The organism is Streptomyces sp. NPDC050416 (genome assembly GCF_044458845.1).
In the GTDB taxonomy this organism is placed as follows: Bacteria; Actinomycetota; Actinomycetes; order Streptomycetales; family Streptomycetaceae; genus Streptomyces.
This window is the reverse complement of sequence record NZ_JBITII010000005.1, coordinates 511,707-532,686: the sequence shown is the minus strand read 5'-3', so window position 1 is coordinate 532,686 and position 20,980 is coordinate 511,707. Positions and strand designations below refer to the sequence as shown.

The window sequence follows — 20,980 nt, the reverse complement described above, 5'->3', positions numbered from 1 at the left end:
GAACCCCGCCGGCGGCCCGGTCCGCCGGCGGGCACCCCACTCACGTCAGGTCCCGGCACCCCATGTTTCGTTACCTCATCAGACGCCTGCTGGCAGCGGCCGTGATCATGCTGGTGATCACGACGATCACGTTCTTCATCTTCTTCGCGCTGCCGTCCAACCCCGCGCTCCTGGCCTGCGGAAAGACCTGCTCGCCCTCCCGCCTCGCGGAGATCAAGCACTCGCTGGGCCTGGACCAGAGCTATCTGACGCAGTACTGGGAGTTCGTCAAGGGACTGGTCGCGGGCCGCGACTACGGCGACCAGAGCGTCCGCATCCACTGCGCGGCGCCCTGCCTCGGCATCTCCTTCCAGACCGACACCCCCGTGCTGACGACGCTCCTCCAGGACTTCCCGGCGGACCTCTCCCTCGGGCTCGGCGCCGCGGTGGCGTTCCTCGTCCTGGGTGTGGGCCTCGGCACCGTCGCCGCCGTCCGCAGGGGCAAGGCCGCCGACAAGGCGGCGGTCGGACTGGCCCTGTTCGGTGTGTCGGTGCAGATCTACTTCATCGGTCTGCTCCTGCTGTACCTCTTCGTCGACAAGTTCCAGATCCTGCCGACCTCCGGCTACACCTCGATCACCGAGGACCCGGCCGGCTGGTTCAAGGGCCTGATCCTGCCCTGGGCCACCCTGGTCATCGTCTACCTCGCGATGTACACCCGGCTCACCCGCTCCTCCATGCTGGAGGTCTTCGCCGAGGACTACATGCGCACCGCCCGCGCCAAGGGACTGCCGGCTGCCACCGTCGTCCTCAAGCACGGACTGCGCGCCGCCATCACCCCCATCATCACCATCTTCGGCATGGACGTCGGCTCCCTGATCGGCGGCTCCGCGGTCATCACCGAGTCCGTGTTCGGCATCAACGGCATCGGCAAGCTCGCGGTCGACTCCGTCCAGAACTCGGACCTGCCGGTCATCCTCGGCACCACGCTCTTCGCCGCGACGTTCGTCGTCCTCGCCAACGTGATCGTCGACCTGGTGTACGGCCTCGTCGACCCGCGCGTCCGCCTCGCCTGAGCCCCTCTTTTCGTCCTTAGGAACACCCGTGTCCGTTCAGACCTCACCGCAGCCCGCGGACGTCACCCCCGCGCCCGCCCCCTTCCTCGACGTACGCGACCTGAGGGTGCACTTCCCCACCGAGGACGGCCTCGTCAAGTCCGTCGACGGCGTCTCCTTCACCCTGGAGAAGGGCAGCACCCTCGGCATCGTCGGCGAGTCCGGCTCCGGCAAGTCGGTGACCTCGCTGGCCCTGCTCGGACTGCACAAGGGCACCCGCGCACAGGTCTCCGGAGAGATCTGGCTGGAGGGCAGGGAACTCGTCGCGCTGCCCGAGGCCGAGACGCGCGCACTGCGCGGCCGCACGGTCTCCATGATCTTCCAGGACCCGCTGTCCGCGCTGCACCCCTTCTTCACCGTCGGCTCCCAGATCGCCGAGGCCTACCGCGTCCACCACAAGGTCTCCAAGAAGGAGGCCAGGGAGCGCGCGGTCGAGATGCTGAAGCGGGTCGGCATCCCGCAGCCGGAACGCCGGGTCAGGGACTACCCGCACCAGTTCTCCGGCGGCATGCGTCAACGCGCCATGATCGCCATGTCCCTGGTCTGCGACCCCGCCCTGCTCATCGCCGACGAGCCCACCACCGCCCTGGATGTCACCGTCCAGGCGCAGATCCTGGACCTGATCCGCGATCTCCAGGAGGAGTTCGGCTCCGCCGTCGTCGTCATCACGCACGACCTCGGCGTGGTCTCCGACATCGCCGACGACATCCTGGTGATGTACGGCGGCCGTCGCATCGAGTACGGCACCACCCGCGAGGTCCTCAAGCAGCCCCAGCACCCCTACACCTGGGGTCTGCTGCAGTCCATGCCGCACCTCACCGGCGACGTCGGAGAACGGCTCAACCCGATCCCCGGCACCCCGCCGAGCCTGATCAACCTGCCGGACGGTTGCTCCTTCCACCCGCGCTGCGCCTACAAGGGCTGGGTCCCGGAAGGCCGTTGCACCGCGGAGCGGCCCGAGCTGCGCCTCGTCCCCGGCACCGCAGGGCACCTCGCCGCGTGCCATCTCAGCGATGAGGCCAAGCACGAGATCCGTGACGGCGTACGAAAGGGAGCATGACGTGAGCACCCCCCAGTCCCTCGCCGGGCCGACCACCGACCGCCCCACCGGCGAGAACCTCCTCGAAGTGCGCGGTCTCCAGAAGCACTTCCCCCTCCGGCAGGGCATCATCTTCCAGCGTCAGATCGGAGCCGTACGAGCCGTCGACGGCATCGACTTCTCGGTCGGACCGGCCGAGTCGCTGGGCCTGGTCGGCGAGTCCGGCTGCGGCAAGTCGACCACCGGCCGTCTGATCACCCGGCTGCTCGAACCCACCGGCGGCTCCGTCGTGTTCGACGGCGAGGACATCACCCACCGGCCCCCCGGACGGATGCTGCAGGCCCGTCGCAACCTCCAGATGATCTTCCAGGACCCGTACTCCTCCCTGAACCCCCGGCACACCGTCGGCACCATCATCGAGACGCCGATGCGGCTCAACGGCATCAACCCGCCCCAGGGCCACAAGCGGCGCGCCCAGGAACTCCTGGAGACGGTCGGGCTCAACCCCGAGCACTACAACCGCTACCCGAACGAGTTCTCCGGCGGCCAGCGCCAGCGCATCGGCATCGCCCGCGCCCTCGCCCTGCGGCCCAAGCTGATCGTCGCCGACGAACCCGTCTCCGCGCTGGACGTGTCCATCCAGGCGCAGGTCGTCAACCTGCTCCAGGACCTCCAGCGGGAGTTCGGCATCGCCTTCGTCTTCATCGCTCACGACCTCGCCGTCGTACGGCACTTCTCCGAACGCGTCGCCGTGATGTACCTCGGCAAGATCGTCGAGGTCGCCGACCGGGAGTCGCTCTACACCCGGCCACGGCACCCCTACACGCACGCGCTGCTGTCCGCCGTACCCGAGGCCGACCCGGACGCCACCGAGCGACGCGAGCGCATCCGGCTGGCCGGCGACGTGCCCTCACCGATCGACCCGCCCTCCGGCTGTCGCTTCCGCACCCGCTGCTGGAAGGCCCAGGACAAGTGCGCCACCGAGGAACCGCGGCTGGCGCGGGCCGAGGGCAGCCCCTCGGGCCATCTCACCGCCTGCCACTTCCCCGAGGAGCCGACGGTCGCACCGCGCGAGGAGGACATCGTCCTCGATCCGGCGCTCGGCTAGGGGGGTTCGCCAGGGGCCGGCTACCCCCGCGCCGCGTTCCGCAGCGCCCGGGTCGCCTGCCCCAGCACTGGATCCCCGTGACCGAAGCAGGCCACGTCTGCGTCGAGCTTGGCCAGTCGCCCGCAGGCGGCGAGGACCTGGCCGCGATCGAGGTTGAACACACCGGGGATCACCGAGCCGTCCACGGGTGACGCCGCGACCGTGTCACCCGTGAACAGCACGCCGTGCCCCGGGAGATGGAGCGCGATGCTGCCCGGCGTGTGGCCCGGCACGTGGACCACGTGCGCGCCGCCGCCCACGTCCAGCACGTCCCCGTCCGACACCGCGGTGACCGCCCGGGGCCGGACGTGGTCGCCCTCGGGCAGATGCTTGAGCGCCTGCTCGTGCAGGGGCCGCTCCCAGTCCTCGAACACCGGCTCCGGGCCCGGGACTTCGCCCCCTACGACGGGCGCCTCCAGCCGATGCGCCAGCACCTCCGCACCGCTGAGCGCGGCGAACTCGCCCGCCCCGCCCGCGTGGTCCCAGTGGAAGTGGGTGAGCACGATCCGCCGTACGTCCCGCGGATCACGGCCGAGCGCTGTCACGGCCTCGGCGATCGGGGCGCCGGAGCCGGGCGGCCCGGCGTCGATCAGCGTCAGTTCGGCGTGGCCGGCGCGGTCGTCGCCGTCGCACCAGAGGTAGGCCTGGCCGACGGGGAAACGCAGTAAGTGGAGGCGGGGGAGGAGCTCGATGACGTCCATCGGACGACCGTAGGCAAGGCCCCCGTCAGCGGACGAGGGCCTTGGCTGTCGGCAGAGCGGTCAGCTCGCCGCGTAGTTGCGCAGGAACAGCACCTCCGCCACCGACAGCCGCTCCAGCTCCTCCGGCGACACGCTCTCGTTCACGGCGTGGATCTGGGCCTCCGGCTCGCTCAGCCCGATGAGCAGGATCTCCGCACGCGGGTAGAGGGCGGCGAGGGTGTTGCACAGCGGGATGGAGCCGCCCTGCCCCGCGTACTGCATCTCCTGCCCCGGGTACGCCACCGCCATCGCGTCCGCCATGGCCTGGTAGGCCGGGCTGGTGGTGTCGGCGCGGAAGGCCTGGCCCTGGCCGATCTGCTCGGTGCTCACCCGCGCGCCCCACGGCGTGTGCGCCTCCAGGTGCGCCTGGAGCAGCTTGGTCGCCTCGGCCGCGTCCACGCCCGGCGGCACCCGCAGGCTGATCAGCGCCCGGGCGCTCGCCTGCACGGACGGGGTGGCGCCGACGACGGGCGGGCAGTCGATGCCGAGGACCGTCACGGCCGGGCGCGCCCAGATGCGGTCGGCGACCGTCCCGGAGCCGATCAGCTCCACGCCCTCCAGCACCTTGGCGTCCTGCCGGAACCGCTCCTCGTCGTACTGGAGGCCCTCCCAGGCCGAGTCCCCGGTGAGTCCGTCGACGGTCGTCGAACCGTCCTCGGCGCGCAGCGAGTCCAGGACCCGGATCAGGGCGGCCAGCGCGTCGGGCGCGGCACCGCCGAACTGGCCCGAGTGCAGATTGCCGGCGAGCGTGTCGATCCGCACGCGGACGAGCGTCATACCGCGCAGGGTGGAGGTGACGGTCGGCAGCCCGACCCGGAAGTTGCCCGCGTCGCCGATGACGATCGTGTCGGCCTCCAGCAGGTCCGGGTGCGCCTCCGCGTACCGCTCAAGGCCGCCAGTGCCCTGCTCCTCCGAGCCCTCGGCGATCACCTTCACGTGGACCGGGACACCGCCGTTCGCCTTCAGCGCACGCAGCGCCAGCAGGTGCATGATGACACCGCCCTTGCAGTCGGCGGCCCCGCGCCCGTACCAGCGACCGTCCCGCTCGGTCAGTTCGAACGGCGGGGTCGCCCAGCCGGCCTCGTCCAGCGGCGGCTGCACGTCGTAGTGCGCGTACAGCAGGACCGTCTTCGCGCCCTCGGGGCCGGGCAGGTAGCCGTAGACCGACTGCGTGCCGTCGGGGGTGTCGAGCAGGACCACGTCCTGGAACCCCTCGGCGGCGAGCGCGTCCGCGACCCAGCGGGCGGCGCCCTCGCTCTCGCTCCTGGGGAACTGGTCGAAGTCCGCCACCGACCGGAAGGCCACCAGTTCGGTGAGCTCTTCCTTCGCCCTGGGCATCAGGGAGGCGACGGTCTCGGCGACCGGATGCGACGACATGGGCACGCTCCTCGTGGGTGCGACGTTGTAGCGGTGGGTGCCGTAGATCCTCCCACAGCGGCCTGTGGCCGGGTCCGCCGTAGGATGCGGGAGACAGCAGGGGCAGGCGGCTTGATCGGGAGCAGTAGACCATCGTGAGCAGCGAGAACTCTTCGGCGGACGACGTGCGACAGGTGTGGGACGTCGTCGTGGTGGGCGCGGGACCCGCGGGCGCTTCGGCCGCGTACGCGGCGGCGGTCGCCGGCAGACGCGTGCTGTTGCTGGAGAAGGCGGAGCTGCCGCGGTACAAGACGTGCGGCGGCGGCATCATCGGCCCCTCGCGCGACGCCCTCCCGCCCGGCTTCGAGCTGCCGCTCAGGGACCGCGTGCACGCGGTGACGTTCTCCAACAACGGCCGCTTCACACGCACCCGCCGGTCCAAGCAGATGCTGTTCGGGCTGATCAACCGCCCCGAGTTCGACCAGCAGCTCGTCGAGCACGCGCAGAAGGCGGGCGCCGAGCTGCGCACCGGTGTCACGGTCCAGCGGGTCGAGCAGCACGGCTCGGCGGTGCCCGACCGGCGCACGGTCGCCGTGCTCCTCCAGGGCGGCGAGGTCCTGCTCGCCCGGGCCGTGGTCGGCGCGGACGGCAGCGCCAGCCGCATAGGGGCGCACGTCGGGGTCAAGGTCGACCAGGTGGACCTCGGCCTGGAGGTGGAGATCCCGGTGCCGCAGACCGTCGCCGAGGACTGGCAGGGGCGGGTGCTCCTCGACTGGGGCCCGATGCCCGGCAGTTACGGCTGGGTCTTCCCCAAGGGGGACACCCTGACGGTCGGGGTGATCTCGACGCGGGGCGAAGGCGCCGCGACGAAGCGGTACTTGGAGGAGTTCGTCGGGCGGCTCGGCCTCGCCGGCTTCGAGCCGAGCATCTCCTCCGGGCACTTGACCCGCTGCCGCGCCGACGACTCGCCGCTCTCGCGCGGGCGGGTGCTGGTGTGCGGCGACGCGGCGGGGCTGCTGGAGCCGTGGACCCGCGAGGGCATCTCCTTCGCGCTGCGGTCCGGGCGGCTCGCGGGGGAGTGGGCGGTGCGGATCGCCGAGGCGCACGACGCGGTGGACACCCGCCGGCAGGCCCTCAACTACGCGTTCGCGGTCAAGGCCGGGCTCGGGGTGGAGATGAGCGTCGGCAAGCGGCTGCTGACCGTGTTCGAGCGCCGCCCCGGGCTGTTCCACGCTGCGCTGACGAGCTTCCGTCCGGCCTGGCGGGCGTTCAAGGAGATCACGCAGGGCTCGACGTCGCTGGGTGAGATCGTCCGCACGTATCCGGTGGCCCAGCGGGCCCTGACCGCGCTGGACCGCCGTCCCGCCGGGACGGGCGGGGAGATCAGCTCTTCAGAGTGATCTCGAAGACCGGGTGGTCGGGGGCGATCCGGCGCAGCTGGTCGTCCGGGGAGTCGGGTCCGACGCCGTTGAAGAAGACCCCGACCTCCGCCTTCCAGCGCTTGAGGTAGGCGCGCAGGACCGGGGTCTTGTCGTCGTCGGCCACCTCGGTCGCGGTGAAGGCGTCCACGCGCTTGCCGAGGTGCAGTTCGCCGCCGCCCGCCGCCCGCATGTTGTGTGTCCACTGGACGTGGCCGCGGGGCGCGACCAGGTACTGCCGGCCGTCCAGGGTCAGCAGGTTGACCGGAGTGGTGCGCCACTGGCCGCTCTTGCGGCCGCGGACGGCGAGGACGCGGGAGCCCCAGACGCTGATGCCGCGGCGGGTCAGCCAGGCGACGAGCCGGTTGAAGACGTTGACGGTGAACCAGCCGGGCTTGCGGACGTGTGCGGACATGGGATCCCCCTGGTCGATGTGGAGCGCCGATGTGGAGCGGTGCTCTCTTTTGTGAGCGCTGCTCTCGCTCTCTGGTGTCAGTCTGCACGAGGTCGGTGCTCCACGACAAGAGCACTGCTCTCGTTTTTGATTACTGCTCTCGTTTGTGTGCACTGCTCTGCTTTCGTGGCACGATGACACGCATGAGCACCGCACACGGCGCCCGTGCCCGGGCCAGGATCGAAGTCACCGCGGCCATCAAGGACGAGGCCCGCAGACAGCTCGCGGCCGACGGCGCCGCCCGGCTCTCGCTACGGGCCGTCGCCCGCGAGCTCGGCATGGTCTCCTCCGCGCTGTACCGCTACTTCCCCAGCCGTGACGACCTGCTGACCGCCCTCATCATCGACGCCTACGACTCCCTCGGCGAGGCCGCCGAGGCCGCCCACGAGGCCGCCGCCGGCTCCGGCCCCCTGCAGCGCTGGGTCGCGGTGTGCGAGGCGGTGCGGAGCTGGGCGCTCGGCCATCCGCACGAGTACGCCCTCATCTACGGATCGCCCGTCCCGGGCTACACCGCCCCCGACACCACCGTCCCGCCCGCCGCCCGCGTCGGTCTCCTGCTCATCGGCATCGTGCGCGACGCGTACCGCGGCCTCGGCCTGGCCCGGCCCTCGCTCCCGGCGGACCTGCGCCCGGAGGCCGAGCGGATGGCCGCCGACCTCGCGCCGGACCTCCCGCCGGAGGTGGTGACGGTGCTCGTCGCGGCCTGGGCCCAGCTGTACGGGCTGGTCGGGTTCGAGCTGTTCGGGCAGTTCAACCGGGTGGTGGAGGACCGGGAGGCGTTCTTCCGGTACGCGGTGGGCCAACTCGCCCACGGGGTGGGGCTGGTGTATCCGCAGAAGGAGTGACCAGAACTCTCAGCCCACCGGAACCGGCGTCCCGGGCAGCAGCGCCGGATCCTGGCGCAGGACCCGGGCGTGCAGGGCTCGCAGGCCGGGCCCCGGGTCCGCGCCCAACGCGTCGGCGAGCCGCCGCCGTGCCTCCTCGTACACGGTGAGCGCGTCCGCCGGGCGGCCGGTTCGGCACAGGGCGAGCATCAGCAGTTCGGCGAGGCGTTCGCGCAGTGGGTGGGCCGCGACGAGCCGGACGAGTTCATGGACGTACTCGAAGGAGCGGTCCAGTTCGATCTCGCCCTCCAGCCGCGCTTCGAGGACCGTGAGCCGCTTCTCCGTCCAGCGCAGCCGTTCCGCGGTGAGGTACGGCGCCCGCAGGCCCTCGGCGAAGTCGCCGCGCCACAGTTCCTCGGCGCGGCGGGCCAGTTCGACCGCACGCCGCACCTCGCCGGCCCGCCGTGCCGCGAGCGCCTCGTCCACCAGCAGCCGGCGCTCCGCCAGATCGTCGGCGCGGATGCCGGTCAGCCGGTAACCGGAGCCGGTCCAGGACAGCTCGGGTCCGTCCCCGAGCGCCCGGCGCAGCCCGGAGACGTACTTCTGCACGAGGTTGCGCACATGCACCGGCGGCGCGCCGCCCCACACGGCCTCGACCAGACCGTCGTACGACAGGGGGCGGCCCTCCTGCAGCAGCAGGACGGCGAACACCACCCGCTGCTTGGGCGGGCCGAGCGGGATCTCCGTGCCGTCGCGCACCGCGCGCAGCGGGCCGAGCAGTTCGATGCGCACGGCGTGCGAGGTCCCGGACGTCTGCTCAGCCATGCGCCGAGCGTATCCCGAGCCCCGCGTTCCAGTGGATCTTCCAGTGGGCCTTCCAGCGGGCGGGCCGACGGTGTTCGCACACCGAAGTCCCTGCGACTTCCCCGGACTCGCTGCGAAAGGCCACCTCATGCTCACCCGGCTCGGCCGTCGGTCCGCGCGGTACAGCCGTGCCGTGCTGCTCGGCTTCCTCCTGCTCTTCCTCGGCCTCGGCGGCTACGGCGCCGGCGCCCAGAACGACCTCGACCTCTCCCGCTGGAGTTCCCCCGGCACGGAGTCGGTGCGCGCCGCCGACGCACTGCGCGACGGCTTCCGCACCGGCAACCCCAACCTCGCCCTCCTGGTCACCGCGCGCGACGGCGACGTGGACAGCCCGCGCACCGAGCGGGCGGCGAGGCAACTCACCGACGAGATCGAGCGGTTGCCCCTCGTCACGGACGTCACCGCCTACTGGGACGCCGACAGCCCCGCCCTGCGCGGCAAGGACGGCCGACGGGCCCTGATCCTCGTCCACCTGGAGGGCACCGCCACCGAGACCCGCGAGGAACTCGCCTCCCTCTCACCCCGGTTGACCCGCACCACCTCCGACATCGAGGTCCGCGTCGGCGGCCAGGAGGAGATCTCCCGGCAGGTCGGCGAGCAGGCCCGCGCCGACTTCCTGCGCGCGGAGGCGTTCGCGCTCCCCGTCGTGCTGCTCCTGCTGATCCTGGTCTACCGGCGCACGGTCGCCGCCCTGCTGACCGTGGCGGTCGGGCTGTTCTCCGTCGTCGGCACGCTCGCCGGGCTGCGGGTGATCGCGCAGTTCACGGAGGTGTCGACGTTCGCCGCCAACCTCGCGCTGGTGCTCGGACTGGGACTGGGCATCGACTACAGCCTGTTCATGATCAACCGGTACCGCGAGGAGCGGGCCGCCGGGCACGACCAGTGGGCGGCCGTGCCCCGCGCCACCGCCGCCGCGGGACGCACGGTCCTCTTCAGCGGCGTCACCGTCGCGGTGTCGCTGTGCGCGCTGCTGGTGTTCCCGTTCTTCTTCCTGAGTTCGTTCGCCTACGCGGGTGTGCTCGTGGTGGTGACGGCGGTCGCCGGGGCGGTGCTGTTCCTGCCCGCCGCCCTCGCCCGCTGGGGGCACCGTGTGGAGCGTGCCGCCGCGCCCCCCTCCGGCTTCTGGCACCGCGCCGCCCTCACCGCCATGCGCCGCCCGTTCCTCGCCGGCGCCGGAGTGCTGACCGTTCTGCTCGTCGCCGCCTCACCCCTGCTCGGGCTGCGGTTCGGCCTGCCCGACGAGCGCACGCTGCCCGAGGGCACCTCCTCGCGCACCACCTCGGAGATCGTGCACCGGGAGTTCGCCGCCGAACCCACGGACACCGTCCAGGTCGTCCTCGGCGCACCCGCGGCCGAACCGGCCGGCACGCGCGCCTACGCCGCCGAACTCTCCCGCCTGCCCGGCGTGTTCCAGGTCGACGCGCCCGAAGGCGCCTACCGGGACGGCCTGCGCACCGGTCCGCCCGGCCAGGACCGGATGACGGCGTCCGACGGACGGGTGCGCCTGGCCGTCGTACCCACCCAGCAGGCCCTGTACGGTGACGTGCCCGCGTTCGTCGAAGGCGTCCGGCAGGCACCGGCTCCGGCGCCCGTCCTGGTCGGCGGCTATCCCGGCGAGACCACCGACTTCCGCTCCACGCTCCTGGACCGGCTCCCGTTCGCCGTGGGGATCGTGCTGGTGGCGACGTACGTGATCCTCTTCCTGATGACGAACAGCGTGCTGCTGCCGGCGAAGGCCACCGTGCTGAACCTGCTCAGCCTGTCGGTGATGTTCGGCTGCCTGGTGTGGGTCTTCCAGGACGGTCACCTGTCCGGCCCTCTCGGCTTCACCGCCACCGGGTCGATCGAGCCGAGCGTCCCGGTGCTGATGTTCTGCGTGGCCTACGGATTGTCGATGGACTACGAGGTGTTCCTGCTGGCCCGGATCAAGGAGGAGTACGAGCGCACCGGCGACACCCGGCGCGCGGTCGGCGAGGGCATCCGGCGCAGTGCCCCGCTGATCACGGCCGCCGCGGGGATCCTGGCGCTGTCCTTCCTGGCGTACGCCACCGGAGGGGTCGTCTTCCTCAAGGAACTCGGCATCGGCACGGCCCTGACGATCCTCGTCGACGCCACCCTGATCCGGGTCGTGCTGCTGCCGGTGACCATGCGGCTGGCCGGCCGGGCGAACTGGTGGGCGCCGCGGCGGCTGCGCCGGCTGCGGATCAGGGAGGGCGAGGCCGTCCCGGCGGATGACGTACTCCGCGGGGAGTACGTGTGATCACCACGCCCGGGTGACGCCGCCGCGACCCGGCGGCGTCTAGCGTGGCCGGTATGGACGAGCAGCGGGTGCGGGGCGGTCCGCCGCAGTGGTGGCGGCACGGGCCTCCCTGGTGGGACCGGTGGGGCGAGGGGGAGCGTGCGCCCCGGTGGCCCTGGCGGTCCACCGTCGTCGTCACGGTCTTCGTGCTGGTCGGCTCGAACTTCGCCGCTCATGGCCAGGAGGGCGGGCGGGCGGCCCTGGACCCGTTCGCGCGGGTGCTGCTGCTGGTGGCCGGGGCGCTGCTGGTGTGGCGCAAGCGGTATCCGGTGGCCGTGGTCTTCGGCACCGCGGGTGCCGTCTTGGTCTACCTGGGGGCCGGGTATCCGTACGGGCCGGTGCTCCTCACCGTCGCTCTGGCGTGCTTCAGCGCGATCGTCGCCGGGCATCGCCGGGCGGCATGGGCGGCGATGGGCACCCTCTGGGCCGGGCACGTCCTGGTGGCGCACTGGCTCTACCAGTGGCTGCCGCCGTCGGGGGACTCCGCCGCATCCTGGGGCGAGGAACTGGTGGTCGCCACTTGGGTGGTGGCGATCGCGGCGGTGTCGGAGCTGGCCCGGGTCCGGCGCGAGCAGTGGGCCCGGGACCGGGCCGAGCGCGCCGAGGCCGCGCGGCGGCGGGCCGACGAGGAACGGCTGCGGATCGCGCGGGAGCTGCACGACGTGCTCGCCCACAGCATTTCCGTGATCAACGTGCAGGCGGGTGTCGGCCTCGCGCTCCTCGACTCCGATCCCGAACAGGCCCGTACGGCACTCACCACGATCAAGGCCCAGAGCAAGGAGGCACTCGGCGAGGTGCGCCAGGTGCTCCACACGCTGCGCGCCCCCGGTGACGCGCCGCGCGCGCCCGCGCCCGGGCTGGACCGGCTGCCCGAGCTGGTGGAGCAGGCCGCGAGCGCGGGTCTCACGGTGGCGGTCGAGGGGGAGCCGCCCCGGCTCGCTCCCGGCACGGACCTCGCCGCCTTCCGGATCGTCCAGGAGGCCCTGACCAACGTCGTACGGCACTCGGGCTCGCGCCACGCGCGCGTGCGCCTGGCGCACGACGCGGACGTGCTGCGGCTGCAGGTCGACGACGACGGGCCCGCGACCGGCGCCGATGCGGGCGGCAGCGGCAACGGGCTGGCCGGGATGCGGGAGCGGGCCGCCGCGCTGGGTGGCACCATCGAGGCGGGACCCCGCCCGGACGGCGGCTTCCGGGTGCTCGCCGTCCTTCCGTTGAGGGCTTCCGCCGGCCGTTGAGCCGTACCCCAGAACCACGTCAGGAGGACGACGGTGATCCGCGTACTGCTCGCCGACGACCAGGCACTGGTCCGGGCCGGGTTCCGGGCGCTGCTCGACGCGCAGCCCGACATCGAGGTGGCCGCGGAGGCCGCCGACGGGGAGGAGGCCGTGAACGGGATCCGCGAACTGCGGCCCGACGTCGTCCTGATGGACATCCGCATGCCCGTGCTCGACGGCCTGGCCGCGACCCGCCGGGTCACCGAGGACCCGGACCTGAAGGACGTCAAGGTGGTCATGCTCACGACCTTCGAACTCGACGAGTACGTCTTCGAGGCGATCCGCTCGGGCGCCTCCGGCTTCCTGGTCAAGGACACCGAGCCGGACGAACTCCTTCGCGCCGTACGGGCGGTGGTCGCCGGCGACGCGCTGCTCTCGCCGGGGGTGACGCGCCGCCTGATCGCCGAGTTCGCGGCGCGCTCCAAGGAACCCGCGGCGGACGGCGCGCTGACCGGGCTCACCGAGCGGGAGCGGGAGGTGATGGCCCTGGTCGGCATCGGCCTGTCCAACGAGGAGATCGCCCGCCGCCTGGTCGTCAGCCCGCTCACCGCTAAGACCCACGTCAGCCGCACGATGGTGAAGCTGGGCGCCCGCGACCGGGCCCAACTGGTCGTGCTCGCCTACGAGTCCGGGCTGGTGCGGCCGGGCTGGCTGGGCTGAGCCGCCGAGCGGAACCGGACCAGCACACTGACGACCCGGGCGGTGAAGAGGACGGGCGCGAGCACCATCCCGGCGCGCAGCAGCAGACGTTCCGGCGTGTCCGGGAGGTCGAAGAGCAGCGCGGGACCGGCCACGGCCCCGAAGACGACAGCCGCCGCGAACGCCGCGCTGCACAGCGCGTACCCGATCTCGACGGTGACGGCATCCCGCTCGGCCTGCGTGCGGCGTCCCCCGTGACTGGTCATACGGTGAGTCAAACAGGAGTGCGCCCGGTGGACAAGCAATCAGGGGGCAACGCCTACGACCCGTCCGCCGGTTTGTCGAGGACGTACGCCGTGTAGCGAGTGACGCGCCCGATGGCCCGGTGGGCCCGGACGACGGCGATGACCTCGTCCCAGTCCTGTGCGTCGAGTGTCCTGAGGCCCGGCCACCGCACGCACAGGGCCCGTCGGCCGGCCCGGGTGGACGCGGTGGCGGCGAACAGGGCGCAGAGCTGGGCCGCCCGGTGGAGCACTGGAGTGGTCCAGTCGAGGATCCGGCGCGTGGTGAAGCCGGCGGCGGAGGCCATCAGCGGGTACCGCTCGTACGGTTCGATGTCCTCGAAACGCCAGGTCCCGCGTACGAGGCCGTCCGGGTCGAGGGTGCCGAGCGGCTGGTCCGTACGGGACGTGACGTCCACCAGGACGAGCCGGCCTCCCGGGCGGAGCAGGCGGAAGCTCTCGCTCAGGAACGACCTGCGGCCCTCATGGCCGAAGTGGAAGGCGGCCTCCAGGCAGTGCACGCGGTCGAAGGAACCATCCGTCAGCGGGATCCGCGCCGCCTGCCGCGGCAGAGCCGTGGCGTCGGCGACGGCGAAACGCACGCCGGAAAGGCCGCCGAAGCGGCGCCGTGCCTGGTCGATCTGCTCGGGCTGGATGTCCACCCCCAGCGCCCGGCATCCCACGGCGCCCAACCGTGCCGTGGTGTCACCGCGACCGCATGCGGCGTCCAGGACGAGCTGCCCGGGCCGGGCGTCCAGCAATGCCAGCGACCGGCGAGCCAGCCGGCGCTGGAAGGGCGCCGGCCCGGCCAGGGCCACGAGCGGCAGGGTGGGCAGCGTGAAGTAGCCGATGTCGACCAGGCTGTCCCAGCCGAGGTGCCGCAGCACCCGGAAGAGCACGCTGTCGTCGTTGTACGCACTCGCGAGGTCCCCGCTGTCACCCATCCCGCATCCTCCCCTTTCCGAGGGCACTCACGCCGGGCCCACTGTCCGTGTCACCGCCACGACCTGCGTTTACACTGATGCCATAAGGGACGTTCGTGACGTACCGGAATCGCCGTGCGCTCTCAGCGGATGCTCGTACCGGCCCTCGCCCTGGTCCTCTTGACGGTGCCCGCGATCTCAGCCCGGGCACAGGGTGGGGAAGTTCCGCGCGGCCCCACCTTCGCCGCACGCGCTCTGCAGGCGCTGATCGACGGCATCCAGTTCGGGGTGATCATCGCGATCACCTCGGTCGGGCTCTCGCTGATCTTCGGCACCATCCATCTGATCAACTTCGCGCACGGTGAGTTCGTGACGATCGGCGCCACCTTCGCGTTCTTCCTCAACGTCTCCGCGGCCGGTCCGGGCTGGCACCTGATCCCCGCCGCCCTCGCCGCGGTGGTCTTCGGCGCCCTGCTGGGCGGCGTGGTCGAACGCGGCATCTGGCGCCCGCTGCGAGCGCGCGGCACCGGGCTGATCAACATGTTCATCGTCACCATCGGGCTCTCGCTGCTGCTGCGCCACGTCGTCCTCGTGCTGTACGGAACCCGGCCCGCCTCCTACGCGCAGTACGACATCCAGAGCACGATCGACCTGGGCCCGGCCGGCATCACCCCGCGGGACCTCACCGTCACCCTGCTCGCCGTGCTGGTGCTGCTCGGTGTCGCCGCGCTCCTGCAGAAGACGCGGATCGGCACGGCCGTGCGGGCCGTCTCCGCCAACCGCGACCTCGCGGAGGCGTCGGGCATCGACGTGCAGCGGGTGGTGCTGTTCGTGTGGATGCTCGCCGGCGGGCTGGCCGCCCTCGGCGGGGTCTTCTTCGGCCTGGTGGAGATCGTCACCTGGGACATGGGCTTCAAGCTCCTGCTGCTCATGTTCGCGGGGATCATCCTGGGCGGCCTCGGCTCCGCCTACGGTGCGATGGTCGGCAGCCTCGTCATCGGGATCGTCGCCCAGATGTCCACCCTGTGGTTCCCGGTCGACCTGCAGTACGCCTGGGCGCTGCTCGTTCTCATCCTCGTCCTCCTCGTCCGGCCGCAAGGCATCCTCGGCCGGGCCGAACGCGTCGGGTGAGGGGGTGTGCCATGGACTTCCCGGCCATCGTCTCCGACGCCCTGCGCTCGGGAATCGGCCCCATCGCCGCCGTCTACGCGCTCGCCGCGATGGGGCTGAACCTGCACTTCGGCTACACGGGGCTGCTGAACTTCGGCCAGGTCGGTTTCATGCTGGTCGGCGGCTACGGGCTCGCCATCACCGTGTCGACGTACGACGGCCCGATGTGGCTCGGTGTGCTGGGCGGCATCGCCTGCGCGATCGTGCTGGCCCTGCTGCTCGGCCTGCCCACCCTGCGGCTGCGCGCCGACTACCTCGCGATCACCACGATCGCGGCGGGGGAGACCCTCCGGCTGTTCTACCGGTCCAGCTGGGCCGAGCCGGTCACCGGTGGGGTGTTCGGGCTGCAGAGGTTCGCGAACGACTTCTACGACCTGAACCCCATCGAGCCCGGCACCTACGGCGTGTGGCTCGTGCGGTTCAGCTCCCGCGACCTCTGGGTGATGATCGTCGGATGGGCGCTGGTGCTCGTGGTCGGAGGCCTGCTGGCCCTGCTGATCCACAGCCCCTGGGGCCGTGTCATCCGGTCGATCCGTGAGGACGAGGTCGCCGCGCGCAGCCTCGGCAAGAACGTCTACGCGTACAAGATGCAGAGCCTCGTGCTCGGCGGCGTCATCGGGGCGGTCGCGGGCATGATGCAGGCGATCCAGGTGCAGTCCGTGAACCCGGACAACTACGACCCCGGCGTCACGTTCTTCCTGTACACGCTGCTCGTGCTGGGAGGTGCCGGGCGGATTCTCGGGCCGGTCGTCGGCTCGGTCCTGTTCTGGTTCGTTCTCAGCTTCCTCGACAGCGCGCTCCGCCAGGCCATCGACGCCGAGTACATCTCGCCGGACCTCATCAGCACGTCGGAGGTCGGCGCGGTGCGCTTCGCCCTGGTCGGCATCGCCCTGATCCTGCTGGTCGCGTTCCGGCCGCAGGGCATCCTCGGCAGCCGGAAGGAGATGCTGCTCAGTGGCCGCTGACACCCGCGCATTTGGCACCGGCCGGCTCTCCGCGACCGCTCCCGAGCCGGGGGTGCGCAAGCCCGACCCCCTGCTGGTCCTGGACCAGGTGACCCGTACCTTCGGCGGTCTCGTCGCCGTTCGGGTCGAGCACCTGGAGGTGCAGCGCGGGGCCATCACCGCGCTCATCGGGCCCAACGGTGCCGGCAAGACCACCCTGTTCAACGTGGTGAGCGGCTTCGACCGGGCCGACGGCGGCCGATGGTCGTTCGACGGACAGCCGCTCACCGGCGCCCCGGCGCACCGGGTGGCGCGGCGGGGAATGGTCCGTACGTTCCAGCTCACCAGGACCCTCGCCCGGCTCACCGTGCTGGAGAACCTGCTGCTCGCCGCGCCCGGGCAACGCGGTGAGCGGGTGCTGCCCGCGCTGCTGCGGCCGCTGTGGCGCGGGCAGGAGCGGGAGTGCGAGCGCCGGGCCGGTGAACTGCTGGACCGGTTCCGGCTCGGGCCCCTGCGCGACGACCACGCCGGCACGCTCTCCGGGGGGCAGCGCAAACTGCTGGAACTGGCCCGCGCGCTGATGGCCCGGCCGGTCATGCTCCTGCTCGACGAGCCGATGGCCGGGGTGAATCCCGCGCTGACCCAGTCGCTGCTCGGGCACATCACGCAGTTGCGGGACGAGGGCCTCACGGTGTGCTTCGTCGAGCACGACATGGACGTGGTGATGGGCATCAGCGACTGGGTGGCGGTCATGGCCGACGGCCACCTGGTGGCCGAGGGCCCACCGCACACGATCGGCCGGAACGCCGCCGTCGTGGACGCCTACCTGGGCAAGCGGCACGACGAACCGGGGACGACCGAGGGGAAGGAGTGAGCGATGACCGCCGAGGAGCAGGCACCGGTGCTGGCGGCCGACGACATCGTCGCCGGGTACGTCCCCGGTGTCGACGTGCTGCGCGGATGCAGCGTCGAGGTGCGGCCGGGCGAGGTGGTCGGGGTGATCGGCCCCAACGGGGCCGGCAAGTCGACGCTGGTCAAGGCCGTCTTCGGGCTGCTGCGTGTGCGCGGCGGGACCGTGCGGCTGCGCGGCGAGGACGTCACCAACCGCCCCGCGCACGAGCTGGTCCGGCGCGGCGTGGGCTACGTACCGCAGCTGCAGAACGTGTTCCCCACGCTGACCGTCGAGGAGAACCTGCGGATGGGGGTCTACCTGCGGCCCAAGGACCACGCGCGGCGGGTCGCGGCGGTCGAGGAGCTCTTCCCCGTGCTGGCCGACCGCCGCAGGCAGAAGGCCGGCGCGATGTCCGGCGGCGAACGCCAGATGCTCGCGATGGCCCGCGCCCTGATGATGGAGCCGCAGCTGCTGTTGCTCGACGAGCCGTCGGCCGGCCTGTCACCGCTCCATCAGGACCACGTCTTCGACCGGTGCAGAATGATCAACAGCGCGGGCGTCGCCGTGCTCATGGTCGAGCAGAACGCCCGCCGGTGCCTTCAGCTCTGCGACCGCGGCTACGTCCTCGACCAGGGCCGCAACGCGTACACCGGCACGGGTACGGCCCTGCTGCACGACGAGAAGGTGATCGAGCTCTACCTCGGCACGCTCGCCCGCGTCCGTTGACTGTCGTCCCTGTCGGTCCTCCCGTTCAGTCCTGGGCCTTGCTGGTCTCGGTGCGCAGGGTCTGCAGCTTCCCTTCGTCGTCGTAGCCGTACACCTCGATCGTCGCCTGGCCGGGTTCGCCCTTGTCGGTGAAGTCGAGCGGACCGCTTACACCGTCGTAGTCGATGTCCCTGCCGTCGGCGAGCAGTTCCTTGCACGCGGCGAACGAGTTGCACTTCTCGCCGTCCTTGGTGATCCCGTTCATCTCCTTCGCGTAGTCGCCGGGATCATCGGACTCCGCCTTCTCGGCGGCGAGCGCGATCGTCGTCGCACAGTCGAACGCCTGCGGTGCGAACTGCAGCTCCTTCAGGTCCGGCGCGAACTTCTTGAGGTCCTTCACGTACTGCGCGTTCTCCGCCGATGCCGGGGCGGTCCCCTTCATCCCGGAGAGCCTCTCGGGCTGGCCGGGGGCGACCAGCGAGGCCAGTTCCTCACTGCGCAGTCCGTCGGCGCCGTAGACGCCGATCCGGTCGGGTCCGAGTCCGGACTCGATCATGCCCTGCAGGATCTGGGTGCCTTCCTCGAAGGCGATCACCACGGCGGCGTCCGGCCTGGAGTTCTCGATCTGCTGGGCGACCTGGTCGAAGTTGGTCGCCTTCGGGTCGTAGGTCTCGGCGAGCGTCACCGTCGCGCCACGTTCCTCCAGCGACTTGCGGGTGGCCTCCATCAGGCCGCGCCCGTAGTCGTCCGCCCGTGCGACCAGGGCCACCCGGTCGTGGCCGTCGTCGCGGACGACATCCGCGAGGATGGGCCCCTGCAGCACGTCGCTCGGGACGGTGCGGAAGTAGAAGCCGTCGTCCTCGTAGTCGGTGAAGGTGGGAGCGGTGTTCGACGCCGAACACTGCACGACGCCCGCTCCGGTCACCCGGTCGATGAACGCCAGCGACATGCCGGAAGCCGCGGCGCCTACGATCGCGTCCACCCCTGCCGCGAGGACCCGGTCCGCCGACTGCGCGGCAACGGCCTCCTGGCCCGCCTCGTCACTGGAGACCACGCTCGGCACCGGCTTGCCCAGGACTCCGCCGGCGTCGTTGATCTTCTGTATCGCGAACTTCAGCGATTCGATCTGGGGTGGGCCGAGGTAGGCCAGCTGTCCCGTCTCCGGCAGGACGTAGCCGAACTGGAGCTCGCCATCGCCCGGCTCGGCCTGGGCAGTGCCCGTCGTACCGCAGACGGCAATCGCGAGAGCGGCCGCGCTTGCGAAGACCGCGGACCGCCGTATCGACGCTTTCATCTCCGCCTCCGCTCGTTACAGGCGGCGGTGGTCGACTGGCCGGCCTCCGCCCGCCATCTGTACATGAGCGTAGAACTCTTTCGGATTACGGAAAAGTAGGAAACGTACACATTTCGACGGGTACGGAAACGCTCCCTAGTCGCGCACGGCGACGCGCTCCGCCTCCCTCGGGGTGGACTGGGCGACCACGACGGACGGCTGCTCGCGCCGGGTCCGCAGGCCCGTGAGGGTGATCAGCAGGCCGGCGAGGGCGATGAGCGTCACGACCAGCAGGCCGGGCCGGTAGCTGTCGAGGACGGCCTGCGGGGAGGTGTCGCCCTGCTCGGGGGCGTTCGCGGTCACCACCGCCGTCACCACGGCGAGGAAGATCGCGCCGCCCACCTGGACCGAGGTGTTGAGCAGCCCGGAGACCATGCCCTGCTCGTGCTCGTCGACGCCGTTGGTGGCCTGGACGTTGAGGGACGGGAAGGTCAGCGCGAAGCCGGAGCCGACCAGCAGCATTGTCGGCAGGATCACCGCCGCGTAGACCGGGTCGAGGTCGATGCGCAGGAACAGCACGTAGCCGGTCACCATCAGGGCGAAGCCCAGCACCATCAGCCGGGCCGTGCCGAACCGGTCGATGACGGCCCCCACCTTCGTCGCGGACAGCGCCACCAGCGCACCCGCCGGCAGGAAGGCCAGGGCCGTTTGCAGCGCCGACCAGCCGAGCAGCTGCTGCATGTAGAGGGTCACCAGGAACTGGAAGCCGATGTAGCTGCCGACGAACGTCAACGCGCCCAGCTGCGCCCGCACTTGCGGACCCGAGCGCAGCACGCCGAGGCGGACCAGCGGACTGGGGCTGCGCCGCTCGACGGCGACGAAGGCCGCCAGCAGGACGGCGACGGCGGCGAAGGACAGGACGGTCCGGGCCGACCCCCAGCCCGCCTCGGGCGCCTCGACGACGGTGAAGACGAGCAGCAGCATCGAGGCCGTGCCGAGCACGGCGCCGGGAATGTCGTAGCCGCCCCGGCCGCGCTCGCGCTCCGTGCGCGGCAGCAGCTTCATGCCCACGAGCAGGGCGATCAGCGCGATGGGGGCGGGCAGGAGCATCGTGAGCCGCCAGCTGGCCTGAGTGAGCAGGCCGGAGAAGACCAGGCCCATCGAGTAGCCGGTGGCGCCGCAGGTGGTGTAGATGGCCAGGGCGCGGTTGCGCAACGGGCCTTCGGGGAACGTCGTGGTGATGATCGACAGGCCGGCGGGGGCCGTGAAGGCCGCGCTCAGGCCCTTGACGAAGCGGCTGGCGATGAGCAGCGGGCCCGAGTCGACGAGGCCGCCGAGCAGCGAGGCCAGCGCGAAGACGCCCAGTGCCACCAGGAAGACCTGACGCCGGCCCAGCAGGTCGGCGGCGCGTCCGCCGAGGAGCAGCAGGCCGCCGTAGCCCAGGATGTAGCCGCTGACGATCCATTGCAGCGCCGAGGTCGACAGGTCGAGGTCGGCACCGATGGAGGGCAGCGCGACGCCGACCATGGACACGTCCAGGGCGTCCAGGAACATCGCGGCGCAGAGCACCAGGAGGGTGCCCCAGAGTCGGGGAGTCCAACGCCCGTCGGACATGGGGGAGGTGAGCGGAGAGGTCATGCC

Annotated in this window: 20 protein-coding genes; 12 read left to right on the top strand and 8 right to left on the bottom strand. The window is 71.6% G+C overall.

All coding sequences use genetic code 11. The features are described 5' to 3' along the window. The first annotated feature begins 62 nt into the window (after positions 1–62). The 3 genes from ACIBL4_RS19060 to ACIBL4_RS19050 are packed head-to-tail and all read left to right on the top strand — an operon-like array spanning position 63 to position 3,241. Positions 63–1,055: an ABC transporter permease gene (locus ACIBL4_RS19060; RefSeq protein ID WP_399411424.1), complete on the top strand. Its 993-nt coding sequence runs from the start codon at positions 63–65 to the stop codon at positions 1,053–1,055. A 28-nt stretch (positions 1,056–1,083) separates the two neighbouring features. Next, positions 1,084–2,154, top strand: a complete 1,071-nt coding sequence (locus tag ACIBL4_RS19055; RefSeq protein ID WP_399411422.1) for an ABC transporter ATP-binding protein — start codon at positions 1,084–1,086, stop codon at positions 2,152–2,154. Continuing rightward, positions 2,108–3,241 carry an ABC transporter ATP-binding protein gene (locus tag ACIBL4_RS19050; RefSeq protein ID WP_399411420.1) on the top strand — a complete coding sequence of 378 codons (1,134 nt, stop codon included), beginning with the start codon at positions 2,108–2,110 and terminating at the stop codon, positions 3,239–3,241. The genes ACIBL4_RS19055 and ACIBL4_RS19050 overlap by 47 nt, the downstream gene beginning before the upstream one ends. A 20-nt stretch (positions 3,242–3,261) precedes the next feature. Here the strand turns inward: ACIBL4_RS19050 and ACIBL4_RS19045 are convergent, their stop codons facing one another. Beyond that, entirely contained in the window at positions 3,262–3,981 is a 720-nt protein-coding gene (locus tag ACIBL4_RS19045; RefSeq protein WP_399411418.1) for an MBL fold metallo-hydrolase, read from the bottom strand. Positions 3,982–4,041: 60 nt separating this feature from the next. Continuing rightward, on the bottom strand, positions 4,042–5,397 hold the full coding sequence (locus tag ACIBL4_RS19040) for a dipeptidase (RefSeq protein WP_399411416.1): 1,356 nt from the start codon (positions 5,395–5,397) through the stop codon (positions 4,042–4,044). Positions 5,398–5,531: 134 nt separating this feature from the next. On the opposite strand from ACIBL4_RS19040, the gene ACIBL4_RS19035 reads away from it, so the two are divergent. Then, on the top strand, positions 5,532–6,776 hold the full coding sequence (locus ACIBL4_RS19035; protein ID WP_399411414.1) for a geranylgeranyl reductase family protein: 1,245 nt from the start codon (positions 5,532–5,534) through the stop codon (positions 6,774–6,776). Here the strand turns inward: ACIBL4_RS19035 and ACIBL4_RS19030 are convergent. Then, complete coding sequence (locus tag ACIBL4_RS19030; RefSeq protein ID WP_399411412.1) at positions 6,760–7,209, bottom strand: nitroreductase family deazaflavin-dependent oxidoreductase; 450 nt, start codon at positions 7,207–7,209, stop codon at positions 6,760–6,762. The two genes, ACIBL4_RS19035 and ACIBL4_RS19030, sit on opposite strands and share 17 nt — an antisense overlap. A 182-nt stretch (positions 7,210–7,391) precedes the next feature. Between ACIBL4_RS19030 and ACIBL4_RS19025 the strand changes: the two genes are divergently transcribed. Beyond that, positions 7,392–8,093: a TetR/AcrR family transcriptional regulator gene (locus ACIBL4_RS19025; protein ID WP_399411410.1), complete on the top strand. Its 702-nt coding sequence runs from the start codon at positions 7,392–7,394 to the stop codon at positions 8,091–8,093. 9 nt (positions 8,094–8,102) lie between these two features. Here the strand turns inward: ACIBL4_RS19025 and ACIBL4_RS19020 are convergent, their stop codons facing one another. Next, positions 8,103–8,897, bottom strand: coding sequence for a BTAD domain-containing putative transcriptional regulator (locus ACIBL4_RS19020; protein WP_399411408.1), 795 nt, complete (start codon positions 8,895–8,897; stop codon positions 8,103–8,105). Between the two features lie 127 nt (positions 8,898–9,024). Between ACIBL4_RS19020 and ACIBL4_RS19015 the strand changes: the two genes are divergently transcribed. From ACIBL4_RS19015 to ACIBL4_RS19005, 3 genes are read left to right on the top strand one after another with little or no spacing between them, the layout of a single operon-like run. Continuing rightward, positions 9,025–11,196, top strand: coding sequence for an MMPL family transporter (locus ACIBL4_RS19015; RefSeq protein ID WP_399411406.1), 2,172 nt, complete (start codon positions 9,025–9,027; stop codon positions 11,194–11,196). A gap of 53 nt (positions 11,197–11,249) precedes the next feature. Then, complete coding sequence (locus tag ACIBL4_RS19010; protein ID WP_399411404.1) at positions 11,250–12,473, top strand: sensor histidine kinase; 1,224 nt, start codon at positions 11,250–11,252, stop codon at positions 12,471–12,473. A gap of 33 nt (positions 12,474–12,506) precedes the next feature. Further along, positions 12,507–13,172 (top strand): response regulator, encoded by a 666-nt coding sequence (locus ACIBL4_RS19005; RefSeq protein ID WP_399411402.1) that lies wholly within the window; start codon positions 12,507–12,509, stop codon positions 13,170–13,172. On the opposite strand, the gene ACIBL4_RS19000 is transcribed toward ACIBL4_RS19005, so the two are convergent. Then, a complete protein-coding gene (locus ACIBL4_RS19000; RefSeq protein ID WP_399411400.1) occupies positions 13,133–13,417 on the bottom strand; it encodes a DUF6332 family protein in 285 nt (94 codons plus the stop codon). The two genes, ACIBL4_RS19005 and ACIBL4_RS19000, sit on opposite strands and share 40 nt — an antisense overlap. Positions 13,418–13,470: 53 nt before the next feature. After that, complete coding sequence (locus ACIBL4_RS18995; protein WP_399411397.1) at positions 13,471–14,376, bottom strand: SAM-dependent methyltransferase; 906 nt, start codon at positions 14,374–14,376, stop codon at positions 13,471–13,473. Between the two features lie 114 nt (positions 14,377–14,490). Between ACIBL4_RS18995 and ACIBL4_RS18990 the strand changes: the two genes are divergently transcribed. From ACIBL4_RS18990 to ACIBL4_RS18975, 4 genes are read left to right on the top strand one after another with little or no spacing between them, the layout of a single operon-like run. Then, positions 14,491–15,486 (top strand): branched-chain amino acid ABC transporter permease, encoded by a 996-nt coding sequence (locus tag ACIBL4_RS18990; RefSeq protein WP_399411395.1) that lies wholly within the window; start codon positions 14,491–14,493, stop codon positions 15,484–15,486. Between the two features lie 11 nt (positions 15,487–15,497). Next, positions 15,498–16,490, top strand: a complete 993-nt coding sequence (locus ACIBL4_RS18985) for a branched-chain amino acid ABC transporter permease (RefSeq protein ID WP_399411393.1) — start codon at positions 15,498–15,500, stop codon at positions 16,488–16,490. Then, the gene (locus ACIBL4_RS18980; RefSeq protein WP_399411390.1) at positions 16,480–17,343 is read left to right on the top strand and encodes an ABC transporter ATP-binding protein; all 864 of its coding nucleotides are present in this window, start codon (positions 16,480–16,482) and stop codon (positions 17,341–17,343) included. Before ACIBL4_RS18985 ends, ACIBL4_RS18980 begins: the two co-directional genes overlap by 11 nt. 3 nt (positions 17,344–17,346) lie before the next feature. Then, complete coding sequence (locus ACIBL4_RS18975; RefSeq protein ID WP_399411388.1) at positions 17,347–18,087, top strand: ABC transporter ATP-binding protein; 741 nt, start codon at positions 17,347–17,349, stop codon at positions 18,085–18,087. Positions 18,088–18,112: 25 nt separating this feature from the next. Here the strand turns inward: ACIBL4_RS18975 and ACIBL4_RS18970 are convergent, their stop codons facing one another. After that, positions 18,113–19,360 carry an ABC transporter substrate-binding protein gene (locus ACIBL4_RS18970; RefSeq protein WP_399411386.1) on the bottom strand — a complete coding sequence of 416 codons (1,248 nt, stop codon included), beginning with the start codon at positions 19,358–19,360 and terminating at the stop codon, positions 18,113–18,115. Positions 19,361–19,495: 135 nt separating this feature from the next. Beyond that, positions 19,496–20,977, bottom strand: a complete 1,482-nt coding sequence (locus tag ACIBL4_RS18965; protein ID WP_399411384.1) for an MFS transporter — start codon at positions 20,975–20,977, stop codon at positions 19,496–19,498. Between the last annotated feature and the right edge of the window lie 3 nt (positions 20,978–20,980).

What these genes read in the sequence shown, in the direction of transcription:
- ACIBL4_RS19025 (WP_399411410.1), top strand. Translation starts at nt 7,392, where the DNA reads ATGAGCACCGCACACGGCGCCCGTGCCCGGGCCAGGATCGAAGTCACC.
- ACIBL4_RS19000 (WP_399411400.1), bottom strand. Translation starts at nt 13,417, where the DNA reads ATGACCAGTCACGGGGGACGCCGCACGCAGGCCGAGCGGGATGCCGTC.
- ACIBL4_RS18965 (WP_399411384.1), bottom strand. Translation starts at nt 20,977, where the DNA reads ATGACCTCTCCGCTCACCTCCCCCATGTCCGACGGGCGTTGGACTCCC.
- ACIBL4_RS19030 (WP_399411412.1), bottom strand. Translation starts at nt 7,209, where the DNA reads ATGTCCGCACACGTCCGCAAGCCCGGCTGGTTCACCGTCAACGTCTTC.
- ACIBL4_RS18975 (WP_399411388.1), top strand. Translation starts at nt 17,347, where the DNA reads ATGACCGCCGAGGAGCAGGCACCGGTGCTGGCGGCCGACGACATCGTC.
- ACIBL4_RS19060 (WP_399411424.1), top strand. Translation starts at nt 63, where the DNA reads ATGTTTCGTTACCTCATCAGACGCCTGCTGGCAGCGGCCGTGATCATG.
- ACIBL4_RS19020 (WP_399411408.1), bottom strand. Translation starts at nt 8,897, where the DNA reads ATGGCTGAGCAGACGTCCGGGACCTCGCACGCCGTGCGCATCGAACTG.
- ACIBL4_RS19015 (WP_399411406.1), top strand. Translation starts at nt 9,025, where the DNA reads ATGCTCACCCGGCTCGGCCGTCGGTCCGCGCGGTACAGCCGTGCCGTG.
- ACIBL4_RS19050 (WP_399411420.1), top strand. Translation starts at nt 2,108, where the DNA reads ATGAGGCCAAGCACGAGATCCGTGACGGCGTACGAAAGGGAGCATGAC.
- ACIBL4_RS19010 (WP_399411404.1), top strand. Translation starts at nt 11,250, where the DNA reads ATGGACGAGCAGCGGGTGCGGGGCGGTCCGCCGCAGTGGTGGCGGCAC.
- ACIBL4_RS19040 (WP_399411416.1), bottom strand. Translation starts at nt 5,397, where the DNA reads ATGTCGTCGCATCCGGTCGCCGAGACCGTCGCCTCCCTGATGCCCAGG.
- ACIBL4_RS18995 (WP_399411397.1), bottom strand. Translation starts at nt 14,376, where the DNA reads ATGGGTGACAGCGGGGACCTCGCGAGTGCGTACAACGACGACAGCGTG.
- ACIBL4_RS18985 (WP_399411393.1), top strand. Translation starts at nt 15,498, where the DNA reads ATGGACTTCCCGGCCATCGTCTCCGACGCCCTGCGCTCGGGAATCGGC.
- ACIBL4_RS19045 (WP_399411418.1), bottom strand. Translation starts at nt 3,981, where the DNA reads ATGGACGTCATCGAGCTCCTCCCCCGCCTCCACTTACTGCGTTTCCCC.
- ACIBL4_RS18970 (WP_399411386.1), bottom strand. Translation starts at nt 19,360, where the DNA reads ATGAAAGCGTCGATACGGCGGTCCGCGGTCTTCGCAAGCGCGGCCGCT.